The sequence below is a fragment of the Floridaenema flaviceps BLCC-F50 genome, from assembly GCF_041929275.2.
GTDB lineage: Bacteria > Cyanobacteriota > Cyanobacteriia > Cyanobacteriales > Aerosakkonemataceae > Floridanema > Floridanema flaviceps.
This window is the reverse complement of sequence record NZ_JBHFNR020000002.1, coordinates 641,563-663,558: the sequence shown is the minus strand read 5'-3', so window position 1 is coordinate 663,558 and position 21,996 is coordinate 641,563. Positions and strand designations below refer to the sequence as shown.

General features: G+C 41.4%; 13 protein-coding genes, 1 other RNA gene and 1 pseudogene. 8 read left to right on the top strand and 7 right to left on the bottom strand.

The window, feature by feature from the left end:
* Window positions 1-15: 15 nt before the first annotated feature.
* The gene (locus ACE1CI_RS22940; RefSeq protein WP_413266863.1) at window positions 16-4,824 is read right to left on the bottom strand and encodes a HEAT repeat domain-containing protein; all 4,809 of its coding nucleotides are present in this window, start codon (window positions 4,822-4,824) and stop codon (window positions 16-18) included.
* A 574-nt stretch (window positions 4,825-5,398) separates the two neighbouring features.
* The gene (locus ACE1CI_RS22935) at window positions 5,399-6,289 is read right to left on the bottom strand and encodes a hypothetical protein (protein ID WP_413266864.1); all 891 of its coding nucleotides are present in this window, start codon (window positions 6,287-6,289) and stop codon (window positions 5,399-5,401) included.
* Between the two features lie 94 nt (window positions 6,290-6,383).
* Here ACE1CI_RS22935 and ACE1CI_RS22930 point away from each other — a divergent pair, with 94 nt between their 5' ends.
* Window positions 6,384-7,124, top strand: a complete 741-nt coding sequence (locus tag ACE1CI_RS22930; protein WP_413266865.1) for a DUF429 domain-containing protein — start codon at window positions 6,384-6,386, stop codon at window positions 7,122-7,124.
* Window positions 7,125-7,224: 100 nt separating this feature from the next.
* Here ACE1CI_RS22930 and glgP read toward each other — a convergent pair whose 3' ends face one another.
* On the bottom strand, window positions 7,225-9,864 hold the full coding sequence (gene glgP / locus ACE1CI_RS22925) for an alpha-glucan family phosphorylase (RefSeq protein ID WP_413266866.1): 2,640 nt from the start codon (window positions 9,862-9,864) through the stop codon (window positions 7,225-7,227).
* A gap of 333 nt (window positions 9,865-10,197) precedes the next feature.
* Here glgP and ACE1CI_RS22920 point away from each other — a divergent pair, with 333 nt between their 5' ends.
* Window positions 10,198-10,401, top strand: a complete 204-nt coding sequence (locus tag ACE1CI_RS22920) for a hypothetical protein (protein WP_496615723.1) — start codon at window positions 10,198-10,200, stop codon at window positions 10,399-10,401.
* 13 nt (window positions 10,402-10,414) lie between these two features.
* Here the strand turns inward: ACE1CI_RS22920 and ssrA are convergent.
* Both ssrA and ACE1CI_RS22910 read right to left on the bottom strand, forming a co-directional pair.
* Window positions 10,415-10,807: a transfer-messenger RNA gene (gene ssrA / locus ACE1CI_RS22915) on the bottom strand.
* A 175-nt stretch (window positions 10,808-10,982) separates the two neighbouring features.
* Window positions 10,983-11,195: a hypothetical protein gene (locus ACE1CI_RS22910; protein WP_413264585.1), complete on the bottom strand. Its 213-nt coding sequence runs from the start codon at window positions 11,193-11,195 to the stop codon at window positions 10,983-10,985.
* Window positions 11,196-11,371: 176 nt separating this feature from the next.
* On the opposite strand from ACE1CI_RS22910, the gene ACE1CI_RS22905 reads away from it, so the two are divergent.
* The 3 genes from ACE1CI_RS22905 (at window position 11,372) to ACE1CI_RS22895 (ending at window position 14,167) form a co-directional block, all read left to right on the top strand.
* Window positions 11,372-12,538 carry a GNAT family N-acetyltransferase gene (locus tag ACE1CI_RS22905; RefSeq protein WP_413264586.1) on the top strand — a complete coding sequence of 389 codons (1,167 nt, stop codon included), beginning with the start codon at window positions 11,372-11,374 and terminating at the stop codon, window positions 12,536-12,538.
* Between the two features lie 110 nt (window positions 12,539-12,648).
* On the top strand, window positions 12,649-13,359 hold the full coding sequence (locus ACE1CI_RS22900) for a metallophosphoesterase family protein (RefSeq protein WP_413264587.1): 711 nt from the start codon (window positions 12,649-12,651) through the stop codon (window positions 13,357-13,359).
* A 169-nt stretch (window positions 13,360-13,528) separates the two neighbouring features.
* Window positions 13,529-14,167: a type I restriction endonuclease gene (locus ACE1CI_RS22895; RefSeq protein ID WP_496615721.1), complete on the top strand. Its 639-nt coding sequence runs from the start codon at window positions 13,529-13,531 to the stop codon at window positions 14,165-14,167.
* A gap of 55 nt (window positions 14,168-14,222) precedes the next feature.
* Here the strand turns inward: ACE1CI_RS22895 and mutS are convergent, their stop codons facing one another.
* On the bottom strand, window positions 14,223-16,913 hold the full coding sequence (gene mutS, locus ACE1CI_RS22890; protein WP_413265955.1) for a DNA mismatch repair protein MutS: 2,691 nt from the start codon (window positions 16,911-16,913) through the stop codon (window positions 14,223-14,225).
* 463 nt (window positions 16,914-17,376) lie between these two features.
* On the opposite strand from mutS, the pseudogene ACE1CI_RS22885 reads away from it, so the two are divergent.
* The 3 genes and pseudogenes from ACE1CI_RS22885 to nblS all read left to right on the top strand — a co-directional run.
* A pseudogene (locus tag ACE1CI_RS22885) lies at window positions 17,377-17,682 on the top strand (Rpn family recombination-promoting nuclease/putative transposase); the annotation flags it as partial.
* 145 nt (window positions 17,683-17,827) lie between these two features.
* Entirely contained in the window at window positions 17,828-19,174 is a 1,347-nt protein-coding gene (gene purD / locus ACE1CI_RS22880; RefSeq protein WP_413265953.1) for a phosphoribosylamine--glycine ligase, read from the top strand.
* Between the two features lie 105 nt (window positions 19,175-19,279).
* The gene (gene nblS, locus ACE1CI_RS22875) at window positions 19,280-21,271 is read left to right on the top strand and encodes a two-component system sensor histidine kinase NblS (protein ID WP_413265952.1); all 1,992 of its coding nucleotides are present in this window, start codon (window positions 19,280-19,282) and stop codon (window positions 21,269-21,271) included.
* An 8-nt stretch (window positions 21,272-21,279) separates the two neighbouring features.
* Here the strand turns inward: nblS and ACE1CI_RS22870 are convergent, their stop codons facing one another.
* The gene (locus ACE1CI_RS22870; protein WP_413265951.1) at window positions 21,280-21,627 is read right to left on the bottom strand and encodes a zinc ribbon domain-containing protein; all 348 of its coding nucleotides are present in this window, start codon (window positions 21,625-21,627) and stop codon (window positions 21,280-21,282) included.
* Window positions 21,628-21,996 lie beyond the last annotated feature (369 nt).

Here is a 21,996-nt window from a genome sequence, read left to right as displayed (position 1 = left end):
CAGAATCAGTAAAAATTAATCAGAAAATTTATTAGGAGATGTTGGAGAAAAAAAGTTTACATTTCTTGGTTTTTCTTCACTCTCCCTTGCGGTGTTGGTAAGGGTGTCTTGATGCCAAGCTTGATAGAAGTCGGGGTAGGGGAGGTTTTGGGCGTAGTGCCAGATTAATTCGTAGCATCTCTCATCAATTTGCTGAGAGTTGTTGAAGTTGGCTTTGAAGGCTGCGATGATGGCAAACTGCTTATCTGTTTCGATTTTTTTCAAGTTGCTTTCCACTTGCCAACGGCTGCAATCAGAAAGATTGCGAGAATTAAGCAGTTGCACTAAAGCATCTATCGCTTTTTGATTGCGAATACCAATTTCTCCTAAGATGGATGCCACTAGACGACAGGTGTCATTATCAAGAGCGGGTGAATTAAGCAATTGTACCAAAGTATCAATGCTTATTGGATTACCAATGCTAATTTTTGACAAGCTTTTTGCCACTTCGTCAGTGAAGCAATATTTAACACCGGGATCTACAAGATCCGGTGAATTAAGCAGTTGCAGCAAAGCATCGATCGCGGTTTGATTTCCTTTGCCAATATTCCCTAAGATTTTTGGTAATGTCAAAAGGATACCTTTATCAATACCAGGAGAATTAAGCAGTTGCAACAAATTATCGATCGCTATTTGATTACCTGGGTCAATTTCCCCTAAGATTGTTGCCACTCGACAACGGGTGAAATTATTAAGATCGGGAGAATTGAGCCGTTGCTCCAAAGTATTGATCGCGGTTTGATTTCCTTGACCAATTTTCTCTAAAATTTCTGGTAATTTCCAAGTGATGAAATCCGCATAGGAATCGAGTGAATTAAGCCATTGCACTAAAGCACCAATGGCTATTTCATTGCCTGGATCGATATTCCATAAACTGTCTGCCACTAGACAACGAGTGAAATTATCAATATGGGGAGAATTGAGCAGTTGCACCAAAAAATCTATGGCTGTTTGATTGGCTAAAGCGATTTCCCCTAAATGTGCTACCATTTCTTTATGTATGGCAAAACCAATATTCTCAGAGGTAAGCAGTTGCACCAAAGCATCGATCCCTTTTTGATTTCCTGTAGCAATTAACCCTAAATTTTCTATCTCTTCCCCACAACTGTTTTGATCGAGATGCCAAGAAGTGAGGCACTGCACTAAAGCGTTGATCGCTTTTTGATTACCGCCAATTAGCCATAAATTTCGTACCATTTGGCGACGGGTATAATAATCAAGATAAGGAGAGATGATCTCTTGCACCAAAGCATCAAGGACTTTTTGATTTCCTGGGGCAATTCGCCATAAGCTTTCTGCAATATGATTGCGGGTGAAATAATCAAATTGAGGAGAGATCAGCAGTTGCACTAAAGCATCGATCGCTTTTTGATTCCCAACTGCAATATTCCCTAAGCTTTCTGCCGCTTGGCAACGGGGATCTTTGAAACGCCCATTTGGTTCAAGATAGATTAGTCCTTGCACCAAAGCATCGATCGCTTTTTGATTTCCTTTGCCAATTTTTCCTAAGTTTTTTACCACTGCGATAGTGATTGGGTGATCGAGATATGGTGAGTTGAGCAGTTGTACTAAAGTATCGATCGCGGCTTGATTTCCTTGACCAATATTCCCTAAGCTTTCTGCCGCTTGCCAACGGGTATTTCGATCAAGATCTGGTGAGTTGAGCAGTTGTACTAAAGTATTGATCGCAGTTTGATTTCCTTGACCAATTTTCCCTAAGCTTTTTGCCGCTTGCCAACGGGTATTTCGATCAAGATCTGGTGAGTTGAGCAGTTGTACTAAAGTATCGATCGCAGTTTGATTTCCTTGACCAATATTCCCTAAGCTTTCTGCCACTTGCCCAGGGCTGTATCGCTCCAGATCGGCTGAAATGAGCCGTTGCAGCAAAGCATCGATCGCAGTTTGATTTCCTTGACCAATTTTCTCTAAGCTTTTTGCCACTTTTGCACGAGTTTCATCAGATATATGGGGATAATTAAGCACTTGTGCCAGAGCATCAATAGCTGTTTGATTTCCTTGACCAATATTCCCTAAGCTTTCTGCCACTCGGCAACAGGTGTTTTGATCGAGATCTGGTGAGATTAGCCGTTGCACCAAAGTATCGATCGCTGTTTGATTACCCATGCCAATTTTTTCTAAGCTTTCTGTCACTTGGCTATAGGTTTCATAACACAGATTCGCAGAGGTGAGCCATTGCACCAAAGCATCGAGCGCTGTTTGATTTCCTTGACCAATATTCCCTAATATTTTTGCTACTTCCCTACGGTTGTAATCATAAAGATGGGGTGAGTTGAGCAGATAGGCCCAAGCATTAATAGCTATTTGATTACCAGGATCGATTCTCCCTAAGCTGAATGCCACTGTCCAACAGGTTTTCTCATCGAGATGGGGTGAGTTGAGCAGTTCGACCAAAGCATTAATAGCTGTTTGATTTCCTTGACTAATTTTCTCTAAACTGGATACCACTTCACAGGTGTAATGGCGAGAATTTAGCAGTTGCACCAAAGCATCAATGACTGTTTGATTTCCTTGACCGATTTTCCCTAAACTGTATATCACCTCTATACGGGCGTAATAATTCAGATTCAAAGAGGTGAGCAGTTGCACCAAAGCATCGATCGCTGTTCGATTGCCTGGGTCAATTTCCCCTAAGCTTTCTGCCACTTTTAGACGGGTTTTATCACTAAGATGAGGAGAATTGAGCAGTTGACTCAAAGTATCGATCGCTGTTTGATTACCTGGGCTTATTTTACTTAAGATTTCTAATACTTGCCAACAGGTATTAATATCAAGATGGGAAGAATTTAGCAGTTGACTCAAAGTATCGATCGCTTTGGCTCGGTGCGTTTGTAAAAATGCCTTTCTTGCTACATCGCTAATTATAGGTAAAAAATGTATCCAATAATTTTCTTGATTGTGGTAATAACCTAAGTCCCACTTAACGATTTGACCTACTAATTCATCGGTTTGGGAATAATCTTCAAACTCGGCAATTCCGGCAGCCGCTAAAAAATACGCTTGATATTCATAAAAGCCTCTATCTACTCTAAATTCATGGCTCCATTCTCCACATCCATCCTCAAAATTAACCAAAGCATCAATAAATTCCTCTTTCTGCTTTCCTTCTATCTCCCCTCGCCCCAACCACAGCAAAATTACCTCTCGCCACTGCCTCTCAAAAATGCGGTAACTGCAATCAGAAACCGGGGGAATTTGGTGAAGTAAGAAAAAGTGCCAATCCTCAATTGCACAAGCGGCGAAATATTCCTGAAACGTCGGATGGAAGAAAGCGTAAACAGGCTTTTTCGTGCGGGTATCCCTGTCAACTAAAACCAACCATCCCAATTCATCTGCTCTCTTAAACCACACCTCCTCCATCTGCTCAATCGCAAAATCTTGCTCAATCCGAAACCGATTAACGCTCTCCATTGCCGCTAAAGCCAACTTTGCCAAAGCTTGTTGAATCTGTTTTTTATCCCTCTGGTTTAATACTCGCTGTTTCTTGGAGAATTCCTCTTGTTTCCACTCAAAAAAATAAGTGGTAAACTGCTCGTAAAGTGCCGCCTTCGTTTGGGGCAATTCCTGTTGGGGAACGCACCAAGACTGACACAACATCGACAACCGCAGGGGATTGCGTACCATTCTTCTAATGTTATCTTTTCCCGGTTCTTTTAACTGTCTTGTTAAGCGTTTTCCCTGTTCTTGCCAAAAAGTTTCATTGCCAGAATTGCGCCGTTTCTCATCCTGAGAAGCCTCTTCAAAGAATAGGCAAATAAACTCATCCACATCATCCGGTTCAAATTCCAAAGTTTTATAAGTATCAAAATCCGTCAGGGTATTGCTAATCGCCGCATCCCAAACATTCAATCGACAAGTTAGCACCACCCGCGCCTTACCCACCCAGTCAGTCAGTTGTTCCTGAATTCTCGCCAACGCCTCGATAGGGGAAGTCGCCGCCATTTCATCCACCCCATCCAACAGCAACCACACTTTACCTGCTGCGAAAAGTTGCTTGAATGATTTTCTGATTTCTGGAGTGACATTTTCGGCTTCAAAATCGATAAATTGCAGCGCTTTGGAGAACCAATTATTGAGTAAATAATCGGCAATTGTGCTAGAACGTAAATCTGCCAATCGAATACAAATGGGGAAATCCGGGGTATTTTTCGCCAAACGTTGGGCCAATTCCCCTAACAGCGTAGTTTTCCCCGCACCCGGTTCGCCAATAATCGCGATATGCTTGCCTTTTTTGGTGTGATTTTCGGCAATAACTTTGAGGAAAAAAGCATCATCTTTATAAGTTTGGACGATTTGCAGTTCTGGTTCTTTCTGCGGTGGCGACTCTTCCCCTGTGGCGTTTTGTCTGGGGTTTGGTGTTTTGGGACGGTCCATTAATCCCAAGGGAACGTAAATATTTAATTCATATTGTTGTGCTGTTGCTTGGCGGCGCAGGTGTTGGGTTGCTAATACTTTGGTGCAGATTTCGCGCCAGTTTATTTCTGTTGGTGTGGTTGTTGGTGTGGGTGGGTTTAAGTCTTTTGGATCTACTATTTCGTTTATGTCTAAGTTTAAGGCTTGAACAATTCTAATTACAGAATCATTATCAACTGCTTGACCACGAAAAAACCGCCCCACTGTTTTTTCATCTACTCCCGCTTTTTCAGCAATGTCTTCATAACTCAGGGGTTTGCTGTTAGCATCTTTTAAATTAGCTTTCGCTTCTTTGAGTTTTTGAATTCCGTTTTGAGTCGGCGGAATGCCACGAGGTTTACGGCTTGAATTCATAAATAGAACATTAATGATATAGGCAATATTAACATTTTTCGCTATCCTCCGATCCGCTTGGGATTGATAATCTTATTGGTAAAAGTCAGCCTATGTAGGGGCGAAGCATTTGGGCGATAAGTTCTGCAACCCACAAAAGATTTTTGTATCCAAATGCTTCGCCCTCCCCCACAGATAACCTGTATCTACTATCTTGCGCCAAGGCAGGGCGAAGCATTCGGGATTTACATATTTTGGCTGAGTATTATAAATTGTCGCCCGAATGCTTCGCCCCTACACAGATTAATTTGCCAGCAATATCGTTGATTTCCAGGTGGGTATGGGTGAAGGGACAGAAAGGGACAGAAAGGGGAATTTATTATCTGTCTGTTTCTTGTCTGGAAGCTACCCCAAACATCAGGGTATTTGTAGGTTATTGATGTTCAAGAAAACCTATTTCTACCCAATTATTAAAAGCCATCCTTTCTCAAAATCCAAAAATTCAGCTTTTCATTAGCTAACTCCTGTTCTTCTCGATCGATATTTTGGCTAATTGTTCCTTTGTCTTCGCCCCTGCAACAACGTATTTATCCTTTTAACCCCTAAACCTAGCTAACAATTCCTCACGGGATAATTGCAACAACAAAACAGCAAATTCCTCTGAGGGTAACTCCAACAAAGGCTCAATAATTCCTGATAGTTCTTCATCCAAAACCCCAAATTTCGCCCGCAAGAAATTTTCGATCATGGTGCGGCGTTCCGTTCTTAATCCTTCCTGTAAAGCCTCTTCTCGCCATTTTAAAAGTAGTGGTGATAATTCCATAATTAACTCCTGTTCTTCCCGATCGATATTTTGACTTGCTTGGATGGTTGCTCGCAAATTAGCCAATAATAAAAGAGCATTTGAACGTAAGGGATGATTGGGGGAAAGTTCCCCTATTTCATTAATAGCCTGTTTTTGGACATTTCCTTTACCCAAAAGTCTCAGCCATAGCGTCTCCGGGGTGCGTGGTAACTGGTGAATTACGACAATTCCGGTTTTTAGATACTCTGGCAAAAAGTATACTCCAGGTAGCCAGTTATTTTCATCAGCTTCAGCTTTAAAGCCATTTAAAATTGCTCTGGAAACAGTAGGCGAAAGTATCCATAACCAAGGTAAATCAGTTTCACCAACACGGTTGTTTTCTCGCTGACTCTGGCGGAGTAAATTAGCGTGTACATCAAATAGTTTACTGATGCAACTGCGAATTTGGTTAGGGTTTACTGCATTACGGAAAGGTTCAAAAATAGATGGCGTACTAGCAAATCTTCCCAACAATCCTAACACTTGTGCATCTCCCCTTTGTTCTGCTGGGTAAGGTGTAAACCACACATCTATTTCTCGCACCTCGCCAGGGACATCTCGGCTGGTTTCTACTTCACCCAGAGGTGTTAATAACTCCTTTAAATAGTCCTTGGCAAATTGGTCATAAATAAATTTTGTCATTTAAAATTTAGTTATTAATTAGTTTTTTATATTATTATTCATGTTACCATACTAAGCAATAAAATCAGTAATTTTAAAATTCCTAAACATACTTATGAACTTTCTCGGAATAGACTTAGGTTGGAAATCAGGCGCAAGTGGTTTATGTTGCTTAAATTGGCAGAATAACCACCTGGAATTACTCGATTTAGATCGTCGCGAATCTATCTCGGATATCCTTTCTTGGGTTGATACTTTCGCACCCGCAACAACCCCCGCAATTATCGCTGTAGATGCGCCTACTTTGATTCCCAATGCAACAGGAATGCGCCTCCCAGATAAACTCACTCATAAATTATTCCATCGCTATCACGCTGCTTGTTATCCGGCAAATTTAGGGCGACCTTTTGCCCAAAGAACAGTCGAATTTGGCTTAAGTTTAGAAGTTAGAGGTTTTGCCCATGCTGCAACAATAGAACCGCAAAGATTAGGCAGATATCAAATTGAAGTGTTTCCTCATCCCGCAATTGTAAATTTATTTAGTTTAGACCGGATTTTGAAATATAAAAAAGGTAAATTAGCCGATCGCCGCGCCGAATTAATAAAACTACGCTATTATATTTTAAATTACTTACCAAATCTGCAACCAAAACTTAACTTAATTGAATTACCAGAAATTCCCCTCACAGGTTTAGCTATGAAAAGTGTAGAAGACCAACTCGATAGTTTAATTTGTGCTTATGTTGGTGCTTACTGGTGGTATTGGGGAAATGAACGTAATTTAGTTTTAGGTGATAATTCTACAGGTTATATTGTGGTTCCTAATTCTTTACATAATCCATTAAATTTAACTTGAAGATCTTTTTTTTTACCACAGATATCCACAGACAAACACAGATAAATTCGATAATTTGTAGCCCCCTCACCGTGAACGGGGAGGGGGTTGGGGGTGGGGTTTATTGTGCCCAAAGAATCAATCCCAAATCATAAGGATTGCTAAGATATTCATGCTTAGGTAAAATCCGCAAAGACATTCCTTGCAAACCACTAGAAGTGTAGGTAATATTGCCAGTGTAAATGCTAATTCCATTCGGATCGACACCTTGGTAATCCATTTCTGTTGGCGTTCCGTTGACAATATCTCCGTTAGCATTTAATAAACCAGTGTACAGTTCTACGCGCACATGATCGGAACTAATTCCTGCTAAATTAATTCTGGCTTTCACATGAACTGTTTGATTGATTTGAATTTGTTCTCCTTCAGAAACATCAACACTTTCAATTTTAATGTCGTACCACTGGTCAAACATTTTGTTTTTCCAGTCAGCTAGCTCTTTAGCAGGATCGTAGTTTTCCGAAGTCATGGTAAAGTAGCGATCGCTAGCAGCAAAATAAGCCCTAGACGCATACTCTCGCACCATTCTTGCCGTATTAAAATAAGGACAATTGATGCGAATTGCATCTTTCATTTTGCTCACCCAACCGCGAGGAGTACCTTCAACATCGCGATGATAAAATAGCGGTACTACCTCTTTTTCAATGCAATCATAAAGTGCATTTGCTTCCACTTCATCTTGATAATTTGGGTCATCATAATCTTCCCCATGACCAATAGGCCAACCAGTGCGGACATAATCAGCTTCATCCCACCAACCGTCCAAAACACTGAGGTTTAAAAGACCATTCATTGAAGCTTTCATCCCACTAGTACCAGAAGCTTCTCTCGGTCTTCTGGGAGTATTTAACCACACATCGCAACCTGCTATCATGTGTCGCGCAACATTTAAATCGTAATCGGGAACAAACACTACATTCCGACTCAAATTTTCTTCCCCAATTACATGATTAATTGCTTTAATTAACTCTTTACCTGGAATGTCTTGGGGGTGTGCTTTTCCCGCAATCACAAATTGCAATCTTCGCGACTTATTTCCTAGCATAATTCGCTTGATGCGTTCCATATCTCGCATCCACAAAGTCGCCCGTTTATAAGTAGCAAATCGACGGGCAAACCCAATAGTTAAAACACTCGGATCGAGAACTTCTGCTGCTTGGGAAATTTGGTCTACTGAAGCACCCCTTTCGCGGTATTTTCTGACCAATCTTTCTCGAACAAATACGATTAATTCGGCGCGACAACGTTCGTGATATCGCCATAATTCTTCATCGGGAATTGCTGCTACTTTATCCCACAAAGGATCGCCGCTTGATGCCCTTTCCCAACGGGGGCCTAAATAGCGATCGTACAAACCCTGCATCACCGGAGAAACACAACTACGCGCATGAACGCCATTAGTAATTGATGTAATTGGTACTTCATCCACAGGTAAACTCGGCCAAAGTGCCCGAAACATTGCCCGTGAAACTACACCATGCAATTTGGCAACCCCATTCACAAAAGATGCCATTTTAATCGCCAAAATTGCCATACTAAATGGCGCACTTAAATCGCCTGTGTCTTCCCTTCCTAAAGCCAAAAATTCTTCTTTTTGTAAACCGAAAATATCTGCATAGTAACCCAGGTAATAAAGGATTTTATCAGGAGGGAACAAGTCAATTCCTGCTGGGACAGGAGTGTGCGTAGTAAAAATGCTACTAGCAGCAATTACCTGTTTTGCTTGAGCAAAATTTAAACCTTGTTCTTGAATTAAAACTCGAATTCGTTCCAATGATAAAAAGGCAGAGTGACCTTCGTTCTTATGAAAAGCTGTTGGTTTTAAACCCAAAGCTGTTAAAGCACGCACCCCACCAATTCCTAACATCATTTCTTGGTGAATCCGCATATCAATATCACCGCCATATAATCTGTCAGTGATATCGTGGTCGTACTTACTTGGGTTGGCATCAATATTAGTATCCAGCAAATACAAAGGCACAGTTCCTACTTGCACCCGCCAAATTCGAGCATAAACTTTTCGTCCCGGATAATCTACTTCTATGCGAATTTCTGAACCATCTGGATGGCGTTCCAGATGCAAAGGCATATTGTAAAAATCATTGATTGGATAATGTTCAGTTTGCCAACCATCAGCATTAAGAAATTGGCTAAAATAACCTTCTTGATAAAGTAATCCGACCCCAACTAAAGGTAATCCTAAATCACTGGCAGATTTTAAATGATCTCCGGCTAAAACACCTAAACCACCGGAATAAATGGGTAAGCAATCTGTTAACCCAAATTCCATAGAAAAGTAAGCGTAACATTCGGTTAGGTTCGCAGGTAATGAGTCATATCCATGAGGTAAACCTTCTGAATCTTCCCCACTACTTGCTACTTTTGTACCTGTACTTAATTTGCGGTTTTTATGATACCAAGTTAATCGATGATGGTAATCTTCTAATTGTTGAGCCGCCCTTTCCATTTGGGCAATAAAACCTTCGTCTTCTGCTACTTCCTGCAATCGACTTTGGGAAATTGTACCAAGCATTAAAACTGGGTTGTGACGGCTAGATTCCCACAAATCTCGGTCTAAACGACGAAATAAATCTTTGGTATCGACGTTCCAATCCCAGTGCAGGTTATAAGCTAACTGCCGCAAGGGTTCTAAGCGCGGCGGTAAGGAAGGTGTAACGTTAAATGTCCGAATTGGCTGCATCTTGAGCAGAACCTCTTAAGTCTCATTAAGGTTATTTTTACCTCAGTTCTGCCTGAAGTCACGATATCTTAATAGTTTCTTGGGAGATAGTTTAACTCTCCTTAGTAACTCAAAAATCTATCTTAGGTAAGGAGCAAAATTTAAAGTTTTGGCTAAACAAGATGTAAGGATAATGTTAATTTTATTCAACTATTACGAAAAAAGTAAAATTTTTGTAAACTTTGTGCGGAATAGTATTTGATTGATGTGTCAAGACTAATTTTTATCTTTGGTGTAAAAAACTTGTTATTTACCTATTACTTGTCAATTACTACTGATATCTAAATAAAAACTATGAGTAGGCAAAGTTATTTTTTGGGTAAACGTGGTGCGATCGCATTAAGCATACTATTGATGTCAACGACCCAGAAATTCGTAGAATGGCAAATCAATAGGTACGTTGTTGCGCTTGGGCGCTACAGAAGAGCGCCCAAGCGCAACAACGTACTTAAAAAGTTAGACCACCCATTATTGGGTGGTCATACAGTTTCGGTATAGCGCTTTCGGTATAAAATGGAGCTGAGCCGAATTGAACGGCTGTCCAAACCGGGTATTTGCCTCCCGCTCCTTCACAGGTTTAGCCTATCTGATCCTCAAGGCGGGAATCGTCCATTATCCCGGACGATAGGATTCTCTGGTGAGTTCTTTGCTAGTAAATCTACCAGAGACAACTTACTAGCGCATCCGTTGGGGTTGTTTCTGTATTCCTTAACGGAGTCGGTTTACAGATGCTCGTAACCTGTTTTAGAGATTATTAAGCAACAGCAACTGTTGCGCGAGCAAAAGGAACGATGTTGTTTTTCGCCTTTACTTTTTTTTGAGCCCGGTATTAGCGAGAGAAGACTCACTCTCGACCTGTATCACGAGACAGTGTTCGCCGACCTGTCGAAACCATTACAGCCCCATGTCTCACACTTCTTATTATAGTGCTTTCCTCAGTGCTGTGTGTAAAAAATATATGAAGATTTTTCGATAATCTAGTAAAGTTGAGTAGCGGCTTCTGTCATCTGGGTATTAACCGAATCTGATTTTTGGGCGATCGCACCTTGTCCGTATTACTACCTACAAACAGATATCTTTCAGCGCATTTGCCGGGAAATCATTTTTTCCAACTCAGCTTGTGTTTGATGCAAAAGTTCTTCTCGGCTGTCTGCGGCTTGCGTTAAAGTTGGCACTAAGTTACGCGCTTGTAAAGCCATGTGAAGTTGGAGATGAGCTACGTACTCGCTAAAATCTTCACGAACTGTATTGTGGCGGGCTGGAATTGATTGCAAGTTCAAAGTGTTCTCCATGCTTTAATCTCAACTCTCTTGGTTCGGAAAGTCAACATGAACGAAGGTATCACGACAGTTTTGCCATCAGTAAATTCTGTAATGAACTTTAACGTTTTTTATGATTCTTTGTTGCAAAGCATAAAATTTGCACTTTAAATGTTTAAATTTCTTTTCATTTGTACGGATGAGATTGTATGAAACTTGGTTGGGAATTTGGTTCACTTTCTCAAGAAGAGGATGCTAAACAACTAGCAGCTATTCTTGGTCAATGTTTTGCTGTTGGCGACACTCAGAAGTATTTCGATCGCTTAGGAAGGGAGAACTTCCGGGTAGTCACAGAAGGGGGAAGAATAGTTGGTGGTTTGGGTATATACCAGATGGGACAATGGTTTGGGGGTAAAAGTGTCGCGATGGCGGGACTAGCAGCGGTGGGAGTACCGCCGGAACAGCGGGGAACGGGGGTAGCTTTTGAGTTACTGTCGGGGACGCTTCGGGAACTCTACGAAAGGGAAGTACCCATTTCCGCACTTTATCCGGCGACGCAAAGATTGTATCGAAAAGTCGGTTATGAACAGGGGGGAAATGCTTGTATTTATGAGATACCGACTAAAAGTATCGGGTTGAGCGATCGCACTCTTCCCATCCAACCAGTAACTCCGATTAATTACACAATTTTTTCTGACATTTATTCTCAATCAGCCATTAAAATAAATGGCAATCTCGATCGGAACCCAGCAATTTGGGAGGGAATTATCCAGCCGCGAGAACAGGAAATAATCTATGCTTACTTGGTCGGTACCCAAAGTCAACCAGAAGGCTATATTATTTTCCATCAAAAGGCCAAAGAATCCCAATTAATAATTTTAGATTGGGTAGCTTTGACAACATCAGCGGCGAAACGTTTGTGGACATTTGTCGCCGATCATCGTTCTCAAATTGAAACAGCTATGTGGCGCGGTTCAGTTGTTCACCCACTACTATTATTTTTGCCCGAACAAACAGCTAAGGTAAGAAATTCTAGTATGTGGATGCTACGGATAATTGATGTAGCAAAAGCACTCTCAAAACGTGGCTATCCAGTAGGGGTGGAAGCTGAGTTACACTTAATGGTTCAAGATGATTTGTTGAGCGATAATAATGGGAATTTTATTCTCAGGGTGTCTGGTGGAAGTGGTGAAGTGACGAGGGGAGGTAAAGGTGAGTTAGTGTTAAATATACGTGGACTCTCACCTCTTTACACGGGACTTTATACACCCCGCCAATTACAATTTAGTGGTTTTTTAGAAGCTAGCGATCGAGTTCTTGCCACTGCCACAGAAATTTTTGCCCTTTCTGTACCTTGGATGGCAGATTTCTTTTAATTATTTGCTCTTTTGTATTTATAGCAACTACCAAAATAAACAATGTTTTTCTTGCCTTCTACCTTCTGCCTTCTGCCATAGTAGTTCTTAGTTGCCTGTTCGTTGGGGAAATGATTTTATTTGCGGGAGATCCTCACGGTGATTTTCAACCAATTATTCGGGGTGTAAAAGCTTACTCTCCGCAAGCTGTGGTGTTGTTAGGTGATTGTGATTTAGATCGATCGCTTGATGAAGAACTTGCCGAAATAATAGATAAAACAGAAGTTTGGTTTATTCCCGGTAATCATGATGGCGATCAAGATAGTTGGTATGATAACTTGTTTGGGTCTAAGTTGGGCGATCGTAATTTACATGGCAGAGTAGTAGAAATTGATGGCAAAAGAATAGCAGGTTTAGGCGGAGTTTTTCGCGAAAAAATTTGGCGACCTCCCGCAAAACCCAGATTTCCCACTCGCCAAGATTTACTACATACTTGCGGTAGGGGACAACGCTGGCGTGATAGCATTCCCCGCAAACATCATGTAACTATTTTTTGGCAAGAATATGCCGCACTTTGGAAACAAAAAGCAGACATTTTAGTTACCCATGAAGCGCCATCTTCCCATCGTTTTGGGTTTAAAGAATTGGATGATTTAGCTTTAGCACTTGGCGCAAGTAAAATGTTTCATGGTCATCATCATGAACATTATAGTAGAACAATTTGTCGGGGTAGTATTACAGTGCATGGAGTAGGTAAAGCAGGCATTTGTGATGAAAATGGTAATGTTTTAATCCTTGGAAAAGAAGATTACCAACCCCGTCTAAAATGGTCAGCAACGTGAGAAGTAAGTAGGTGCAAATAAATAAAGTGATAATAGTTATATGAGGATGGGGCGGGCAGGATGCCCACCCCACAAGAAAGCTGTAACTCTTGTGGGGTGGGCATCCTGCCCGACGATAGTTTTCACTTTATTTACCTATACTTAAGTAAGTATAGGTAAATAAAGTGAAATGGTGCAAACAATTCCGGCTAATGAGGTGATACTTCGCGAACTCAAACAGGCATTTGGGTTACATCAGGCTCAAAATCAAAGCTTTTTCTGGGAGTGGTCTACTGATTATTCACCTTTGAGCGAGGTAGAACAGCATTTGTTACATCGGGTGAAAGCCAATTTTGTGGAATTGATGGAAGATCCACCAATGCTAGAAAACAGCGTCAAAATGGTAGTGCTGGCTCCGTTACTAGATTTAGCGGGTTTTTATCACAAACCGTTTCGGATTGAAACAGAAACTAGTGTCGATGTGGAGTTAGAAGATGAAGGTAAAGTGATTCGGGGGCGGATTGATGTGCTAGTGTTGAAAAATCGCTTGTGGCTGTTGGTGATTGAGTCGAAGCGAAGTGATTTTGCGGTGACAAGGGCAATTCCTCAAGCACTGGCTTATATGTTGAGCAACCCAGAGATGGTTCAACCCACGTTTGGCATGATTACGAATGGGAATGAGTTTTTGTTTTTGAAAGCGACTCGCCAACCGACTGCGGAATATGCAAACTCTAGGCTTTTTTCGTTGCTCAATCCAAGTAATGAACTTTATCTTGTGTTGCAAATTTTGAGGCGATTGGGAGAGGAAGCGATCAAAAGTTCGTTGTAACGACTTCAGTCGTACATTCCTAAAGAAAACGACTGAAGTCGTCACAACGAACCAATCAAAACTCAGAACTTTCTTGAAGATTAACTGGTTCCTCATCTGCGAAAGGAATTTCTATAGCTTTCTTAGTCGATTTTCTTTTAGTAGAATTGCGTTGATTTTGTACACCTTCCCTTAAGCCTACAGCAATTTTACTATGTTTTTCTATTTGTCCCATTACTTGTTTTGCGCGTTGAATTACTACAGGAGGTAAACCTGCTAAACGTCCGGCTTCTATGCCATAAGATTTATCTGCGCCGCCCGGTTGTACTTGATGTAAAAAGACAATTTTATCGGGGAATTCTTTCACAGTTACTTGATAATTTGCTACGTTTGATAACAGCGAAGCTAACTCGTTTAATTCATGATAGTGAGTGGCAAAAATTGTTCTTGCCTTAATCTCTGTTGCTAAATATTCTGCTACCGCCCAAGCAATAGAAAGTCCATCAAAAGTTGCTGTACCTCGCCCAATTTCATCTAACAAAACCAACGATTTTGCAGTAGCATGATTTAAAATATTCGCAGTTTCGTTCATTTCTACCATAAAAGTAGATTGACCTGTCGCTAAATCATCAACTGCGCCGACACGGGTGAAAATGCGATCGCAAATTCCCAAAGTCGCCCCCTTAGCTGGCACAAAACTCCCAATTTGCGCCATTAATTGAATTAAACCCACCTGCCTTAAATAACAACTCTTCCCACTCGCATTTGGCCCTGTTAAAATAACTAAATCTGGGCTGTTATTGGTCATTTGTCCTTCGTCATTTGTGCATCCTAATTTAGTAGAATTCGGCACAAAAAACCCTGAAGGTAAAGACTGTTCAACCACCGGATGTCGCCCATCAAGAATATTAACTTCTCGCCCTTCAATCATATTAGGACGACAATAATCTTGAGCTACTGCTATCTCTGCTAAACCGCCTAAAACATCAGCAGCAGCAACAGCACGAGAAATATTGCGAATTAACTCAGCTTCTTGGGCAACTTCCGTCCGCAAACTCACAAAAATCTCATATTCTAATCGATTCAAATCTTCTCGCGCTGTGAGAATTCGATTCTCTCTTTCCTTTAATTCCGGCGTAATATATCTCTCTTCATTAGTAAGAGTTTGTTTCCGAATATAATTATCAGGAACTTGGTCAGCTTTAGCACGAGAAATGCTAATATAATAACCGAAAGATTTGGTATAACCTACCTTTAAATTAGAAATCCCAGTTCGAGTTCTTTCGGTTGCTTCTAAATTCGCCAACCATTGTTGATCGTCTTCCGCCTCTTGGCGCATAGCATCTAATTGAGCATTTATTCCGGGGCGAATTAACCCACCTTCGGTAATATGAATTGGCGGAGATTCAACTAAGTGATTATGCAATCTTTGGGCTAATTGTTCTAGAATTGGCGGAACTTTTTGTAAAGCTCTTAAATAGGGAGAACGGGCATTTTCTACTAATCTTGCTAATTCTGGTAAGCGCTTTAAAGAATCAGCTAAAGCAACTAAATCTCTGGCGCTAGCTGTTCCCGAACCTGCACGTCCTGTCAATCTTTCTAAATCGTAGATTTGCCGTAATAATTGGCGTAATTCATGGCGCAAAGAAACATTTTCTACTAATTCTTGAATTGTATCTTGTCTAGCTCTAATTCCTTTAAGATCTAATAATGGTTGCAATAACCAACGACGCAAAGAACGTCCGCCCATTGTAGTGCAAGTTTTGTCGATCGCCCACAATAAAGAACCATGAAAACTCCCATCTCTAACAGTTTGGGTAATTTCTAAATTGCGGCGACTTTGATGATCGAGAATTAAGAAATCTGTTAAAGTATAAGTACGTAAAGGTTGTAGTGGAACTTGATTATTTTTTTGGGTATCTTCCAAATATTGTAATAAACCACCAGCAGCACGCACCGCTAAAGGGAGATGTTCGCAACCTAAACCTTCTAGCGATCGTACTTTAAACTTCTGCAAAAGTCTCTGTTTTGCCTCACCCAAAGTAAAGGGAATTTGCGGACGTAAAGCATAACAAAAATTTGGCGGTAATACATCAGGTAAATGTTCAGATTTCTCTCCCGGACGTAGTAAACTACCTAAATCGGGTGCATTAGTTGGAATCAGCACTTCCGCAGGTTGTAAACGCATTAATTCCTGAGATAAATGCTCTAAATTACTTGATTGAATAGTTAAGAATTCACCTGTAGAAATATCTGCATAAGCTAAACCCCAATGCGTGTTAGCAATTACAACCGCTGCTAAATAATTGTTACGCCGTCCTTTTAACATTCCCTCTTCTAACAACGTTCCCGGCGTAAGAACTCGCGTCACTTCTCGCTTAACTAAACCTACAGCATCAGCAGCATCTTCTACTTGATCGCAAATCACAACTGCATAACCTTTTTCTACTAATTGAGTTGTGTAACGTTCCCAAGCATGGTGAGGTACACCTGTCATCGGTACTCTACCAACTTCACCCCCATGTTTGCTAGTTAAAACTAATTCTAATTCTCTAGCTATGACGATCGCATCTTGGAAAAAAGTTTCAAAGAAATCTCCGACTCGATACAATAATAATGAATGAGGATATTTATCTTTTACTTCAACATAATGCTGATACATTTTGCTGAGTTTTTCGCGATCGATTACTCGGTAATCAGCATTGGGAATCTTTTCTTCTTGAACTTTCTTATTTTTGGGGTTTGGGGTAGATGCAGAGTAAGTCATATAAAAGAAATCAACCTTTTGATGAGTTCACTGTTTAAATTTATAAGTTTTAGATTTTTTGAACCACAGAGGCGCAGAGGGCACAGAGAGAAGAGAAGGAGAGTTTATCAGTTAAATAGGTTGGCTATAAAGTAGTTATTTTCTCGTTGTTTTTTGCTCAAATTCTACTTCTCCTTTTATTTTGAGGTTTAGTTGACGGTGAGGATTCCTGCGTTTTCATATACTAACTCAAGTTGCTACTATTGAATAAGTATTTAGTCCTATGAAAGAGGAGTTTAGCTATTAGCCTGCGAATTGATTCGCAGGCGGATTTTGGGACTGGTGCAAGATCTGAGTATACGTCGTAGGGTACCTCATAAAGTCAAAGTTATTTATGACTCACCTAAAATTGTACTCTCTAAAAAGCATTGCTCCATGAAACAAGAATCACACCGTAAAGCGTAGCTTAACGGGAGAGTGTCAAAAATTTACCAACCTAAGTCGCGAGGAGATAGAAGCTATGTTTAGTTTAAGTGACTTGAAACCAACCAGATTTTATCAAGAAGCAAAAGCTGAAGGTAAACAGGAAGGTAGACAGGAAGGGAAATTGGAAGGTAAACAAGAAGGTAAACAAGAAGGGAAATTAGAAGGGAAATTGGAAACAGTACCTTTGTTGTTGGAATTAGGGTTAAGTATTGAACAAATCGCGGAAAGATTAAACTTGGATTTGGAATTGGTGAGGACAGTGGCGGGAAATTTTGCGGCTGATACCTTGTCGGAAAATAATTAAGAGAATTCAATGGATACGATCGCACTTCCCCCCCAACTATAACTCCAGGGGGGTAATTTTTTAATCCCAAATCCAAAATCGTCTATACTATTACCCGCCTATAAACAGCGAAACTAGCATCTATCTTTATAAGTGCGAGGACAAAGTGAAAATATTAGTAGTTGGTAATGGCGGAAGGGAACACGCCTTAGCTTGGAAACTCTTACAATCTCCACAAGTAGAACAAGTATTCGTAGCTCCTGGGAATGGCGGAACGGCGATAATGGAAAAATGCCAAAATGTGCCGTTAGCTGTCGATGATTTTGCCGGAATTGGCAATTTTGCTCAAGAAAATAGCATTTCTTTAGTTGTAGTTGGTCCCGAAGTTCCCCTAGCTTTGGGAATTACTGATGCTCTACAATCTCAAAATATCCCGGTTTTTGGCCCTAGCAAAGCAGGTGCTCAAATCGAAGCGTCAAAAGCTTGGGCAAAAGCTTTAATGGAAGAAGCAGGAATTCCAACAGCGAAATCTGCAACTTTCACCGATGCAGAAGCGGCGAAAGCTTACGTCACCCAACAAGGCGCACCTATTGTAGTAAAAGCAGATGGACTAGCAGCGGGAAAAGGCGTAATAGTCGCGCAAACAGTAGAAGAAGCACAAACCGCAATTACCGCTATCTTTAAAGAAGGTATTGGCAAAAGCATAACCCAGTCCCCAGTCCCCAATCCCCAGTCCCCAATCCCCAATCCCCAGTCCCCAATCCCCAATCCCCAGTCCCCAGTCACCGTAGTAATTGAAGAATGTTTAATTGGTGAGGAAGCTTCCGTTTTAGCTTTGACGGATGGGGTGACAATTCGCCCTTTAATCCCTGCTCAAGATCATAAACGGATTGGGGAGGGAGATACAGGGCCGAATACTGGGGGAATGGGTGCTTATGCGCCTGCGCCTTTGGTGACACCTTCCCTTATGGAAAGGATAGAACGAGAAGTGTTGGAAAGAGCGATCGCCACCCTAAAAAAACGCCAAATCGATTATCGCGGCGTACTCTACGCCGGACTAATGATTTCCCCCCAAAGCGAATTAAAAGTCCTAGAATTTAACTGTCGTTTCGGCGACCCAGAAACCCAAGCTGTGTTACCCTTGCTGGAAACACCTTTAGAAGAACTCATGTTAGCCTGTGTGGAACAGCGACTTAGCGAAATGCCGCCGATTCGCTGGAAATCAGGCGCTTGCGTTTGTGTAGTCATGTCTTCCGCTGGATATCCCGGAGATTATCCCAAAGGTAAAGAAATCACAGGCATTTCTCAAGCCGAGTCAACTGGGGCAGTAGTATTTCATGCAGGGACTAAATTCGACCAAACTTTAGTCACCGATGGCGGCAGAGTTTTAGGAGTTACGGCGGTAGGCGAGAATATAAATAGTGCTAAAGCCCTCGCTTACACTGCTGTCGATAAAATCCAATTTGCAGGCGCATACTATCGACGGGATATCGGTGACAAAGCGATCGCCTAACTTTTTTTGCAAATAGCCTTTAAAGTATGAATAGCGATAGAAGTTTGGCAATCAGGCAAACTTCTTAGTTCACACTCCCTTTGTTGTCCTCCATCCTTTGTTAAGATGCTGGTCCTCCTGAAAACAATTCGAGAAGCTATCGCCCACTGGTGGTCAGAGTTTACACTGCAAACAAGGTTAATGGCTGCTGCTACCTTGATAGTCTCTTTACTAATGAGTGGTCTTACCTTTTGGGCAGTTAATACCATTCAAGAGGATGCTCGTCTCAACGATACCCGTTTTGGTCGGGACTTGGGAATCCTCTTGGCAACCAATGTATCTCCCCTAATTGCCGAAAACAATCTGACGGAAGTCGCACGTTTTTCCGAACGTTTCTTCGATAACACTTCCAGCGTCCGCTATATGCTTTATGCGGATACAGAGGGCAAAATCTTTTTTGGTCTTCCTTTTTGGCAGTCGGAAGTCCAAAATTCCTTAACTATTGAACGTCGCATCCAACTGCCTCCAGATTACGCCAGCAATTCAGAGTTGCCAATGATTCGTCAGCATCGCACTCCCAATGGGGAAGTTACTGATGTGTTTGTGCCTTTAACTCAGGGGGGCAAATATTTGGGAGTTTTGGCAATTGGTATTAATCCCAATCCGACTGTAGTCACATCATCTCATTTAACTAGAGATGTGACGATCGCAGTTTTCGTATCAATTTGGGTAATGGTAATTCTCGGCGGTGTGATTAATGCCTTAACAATTACTCAGCCAATTAAAGAATTAGTAGTTGGGGTAAAAAATATTGCTGCGGGAAACTTCAGGCAGCGGATTGATTTGCCATTGGGAGGAGAATTAGGCGAGTTAATCTCCAGCTTCAACGAAATGGCAGAAAGACTGGAAAGTTATGAAGAACAAAATATCGAAGAGTTGACCGCAGAAAAAGCGAAATTAGAAACTTTGGTTTCTACAATTGCTGATGGTGCGGTTTTACTTGATACTAATTTACAAGCCATTTTAGTTAATCCCACTGCCAAACGGATTTTTGGTTGGGAAAATTCTAACTCTAACGTTGTCGGGGAAAATGTTTTATATCATCTTCCCCAAGAAGTTACCTCGGAACTGACTAGACCACTTTATCAAATGGCAAAAGATCAAGGTGATAAAGAAGGCGCAGAATTTCGGGTGACATTAACTCAACCGACAAATCGCACGATTCGGATTTTATTAACTACTGTTCTCGACCAATATCGGGAAAGTGTCAAGGGCATTGCGATGACGGTGCAAGATATTACTCGCGAAGCGGAACTCAACGAGGCGAAAAGTTATTTTATTAGTAATGTTTCCCATGAGTTGAGAACGCCTTTATTTAATATCAAATCTTTCATTGAAACTTTGCACGAATACGGCGAAGATTTAAACGAAGAACAACGCAAGGAATTTTTAGAGACAGCGAATAACGAGACCGATCGCCTAACTCGTTTAGTCAATGATGTTTTAGAATTAACTCGGTTAGAATCATCCTGCCGTATCTATCATTTTGAAGCCTTAGATATTGCCCAACCAATTGAACAAACACTCAGAACTTACCAACTAAACGCTAAAGACAAAGGTATTGAGCTAATTCAGGAAGTAGATCCTGATTTACCACAAGTTATAGGACACTACGATTTACTATTACAAGTGTTTGCTAACTTAATAGGTAATGCCCTAAAATTCACTCCTTCTGGCGGTAAAGTAGCAATTCGCGCTTATCTATTAAACCCAGAAGAAAACTCCCACACCCAAACCCAAACACCCCAGGTAAGAATTGAAGTTTCTGATACCGGAATTGGCATTGCACCAGAAGATCAAGAAGCAATTTTTGAGCGTTTCTTCCGAGTCGAAAATCGCGTACATACCTTAGAAGGAACAGGATTAGGACTTTCCATTGTTCGCAACATTATCGAAAAACATCACACCAGAGTTCACTTAGTCAGCGAAGTTGGCGTAGGCACAACTTTCTGGTTTGATTTGGCAGTTTTCCAACCAAAAGAAATAAGTGAAGAAAAATTACCAACTCTGCAAGAAACATCGGAGTTAAAAAGTTCTACCGCTGCCAGTTTGTTTTAGTGTGAATGTTACCGCAAAAGGGTAATTAAAAAGCTAATCAACAATAAAATTAGCAAGAGAATCCAAAGCGAATTCCGCTTAAACCAAAACTGAAATGATTGATTAGGCTGCGGTTTAACTGCCATTTTTGGCGCATTAATATCTTGGTAAAGCGTACATTCTCTAGCATAAGGTCGCTGAGGATAATTACAAGTATCGTCAGCGTGATAAACGCAAGTATCACATAATGGCGCTTCCCCAGTAGCCCGGTGTAAAGGAATACCCGGATGACCGTGTGCTTTTAACTCCAAACGGCAATAAGGACAAGTAATTGCTTGGGGTTTAATTGGTTGTTGACAACGAGGACAATTAGACATTGAGAATAACAACGTAACTAATTATTGATTATCTTAAACTGGGACTGGGGACTGGGGACTGGGGACTGGGGACTGGGGACTGGGCACTGGGCACAGGGGACAAGGGGACAAGGGGACAAGGGGACTCTTGAGAATTTTGCCTTCTGCCTTCTGCCTTCTGCCTTCTGCCTGTTTTCTGTTACCTTTCCTCAGCAAAATCTCCCATTTTAGACCGCTAGCCACTATCTTTCCGAATCTGTAGAACATTCACTTAATACCCATTTAACTTTCTTTGCCCCTCTGCCCCCCTGCCCCTCTGCCCCCCTGCCCCTCTGCCCCCCTGCCCCTCTGCCCCCCTGCCCCTCTGCCCCTCTGCCCCCCTGCCCCTCT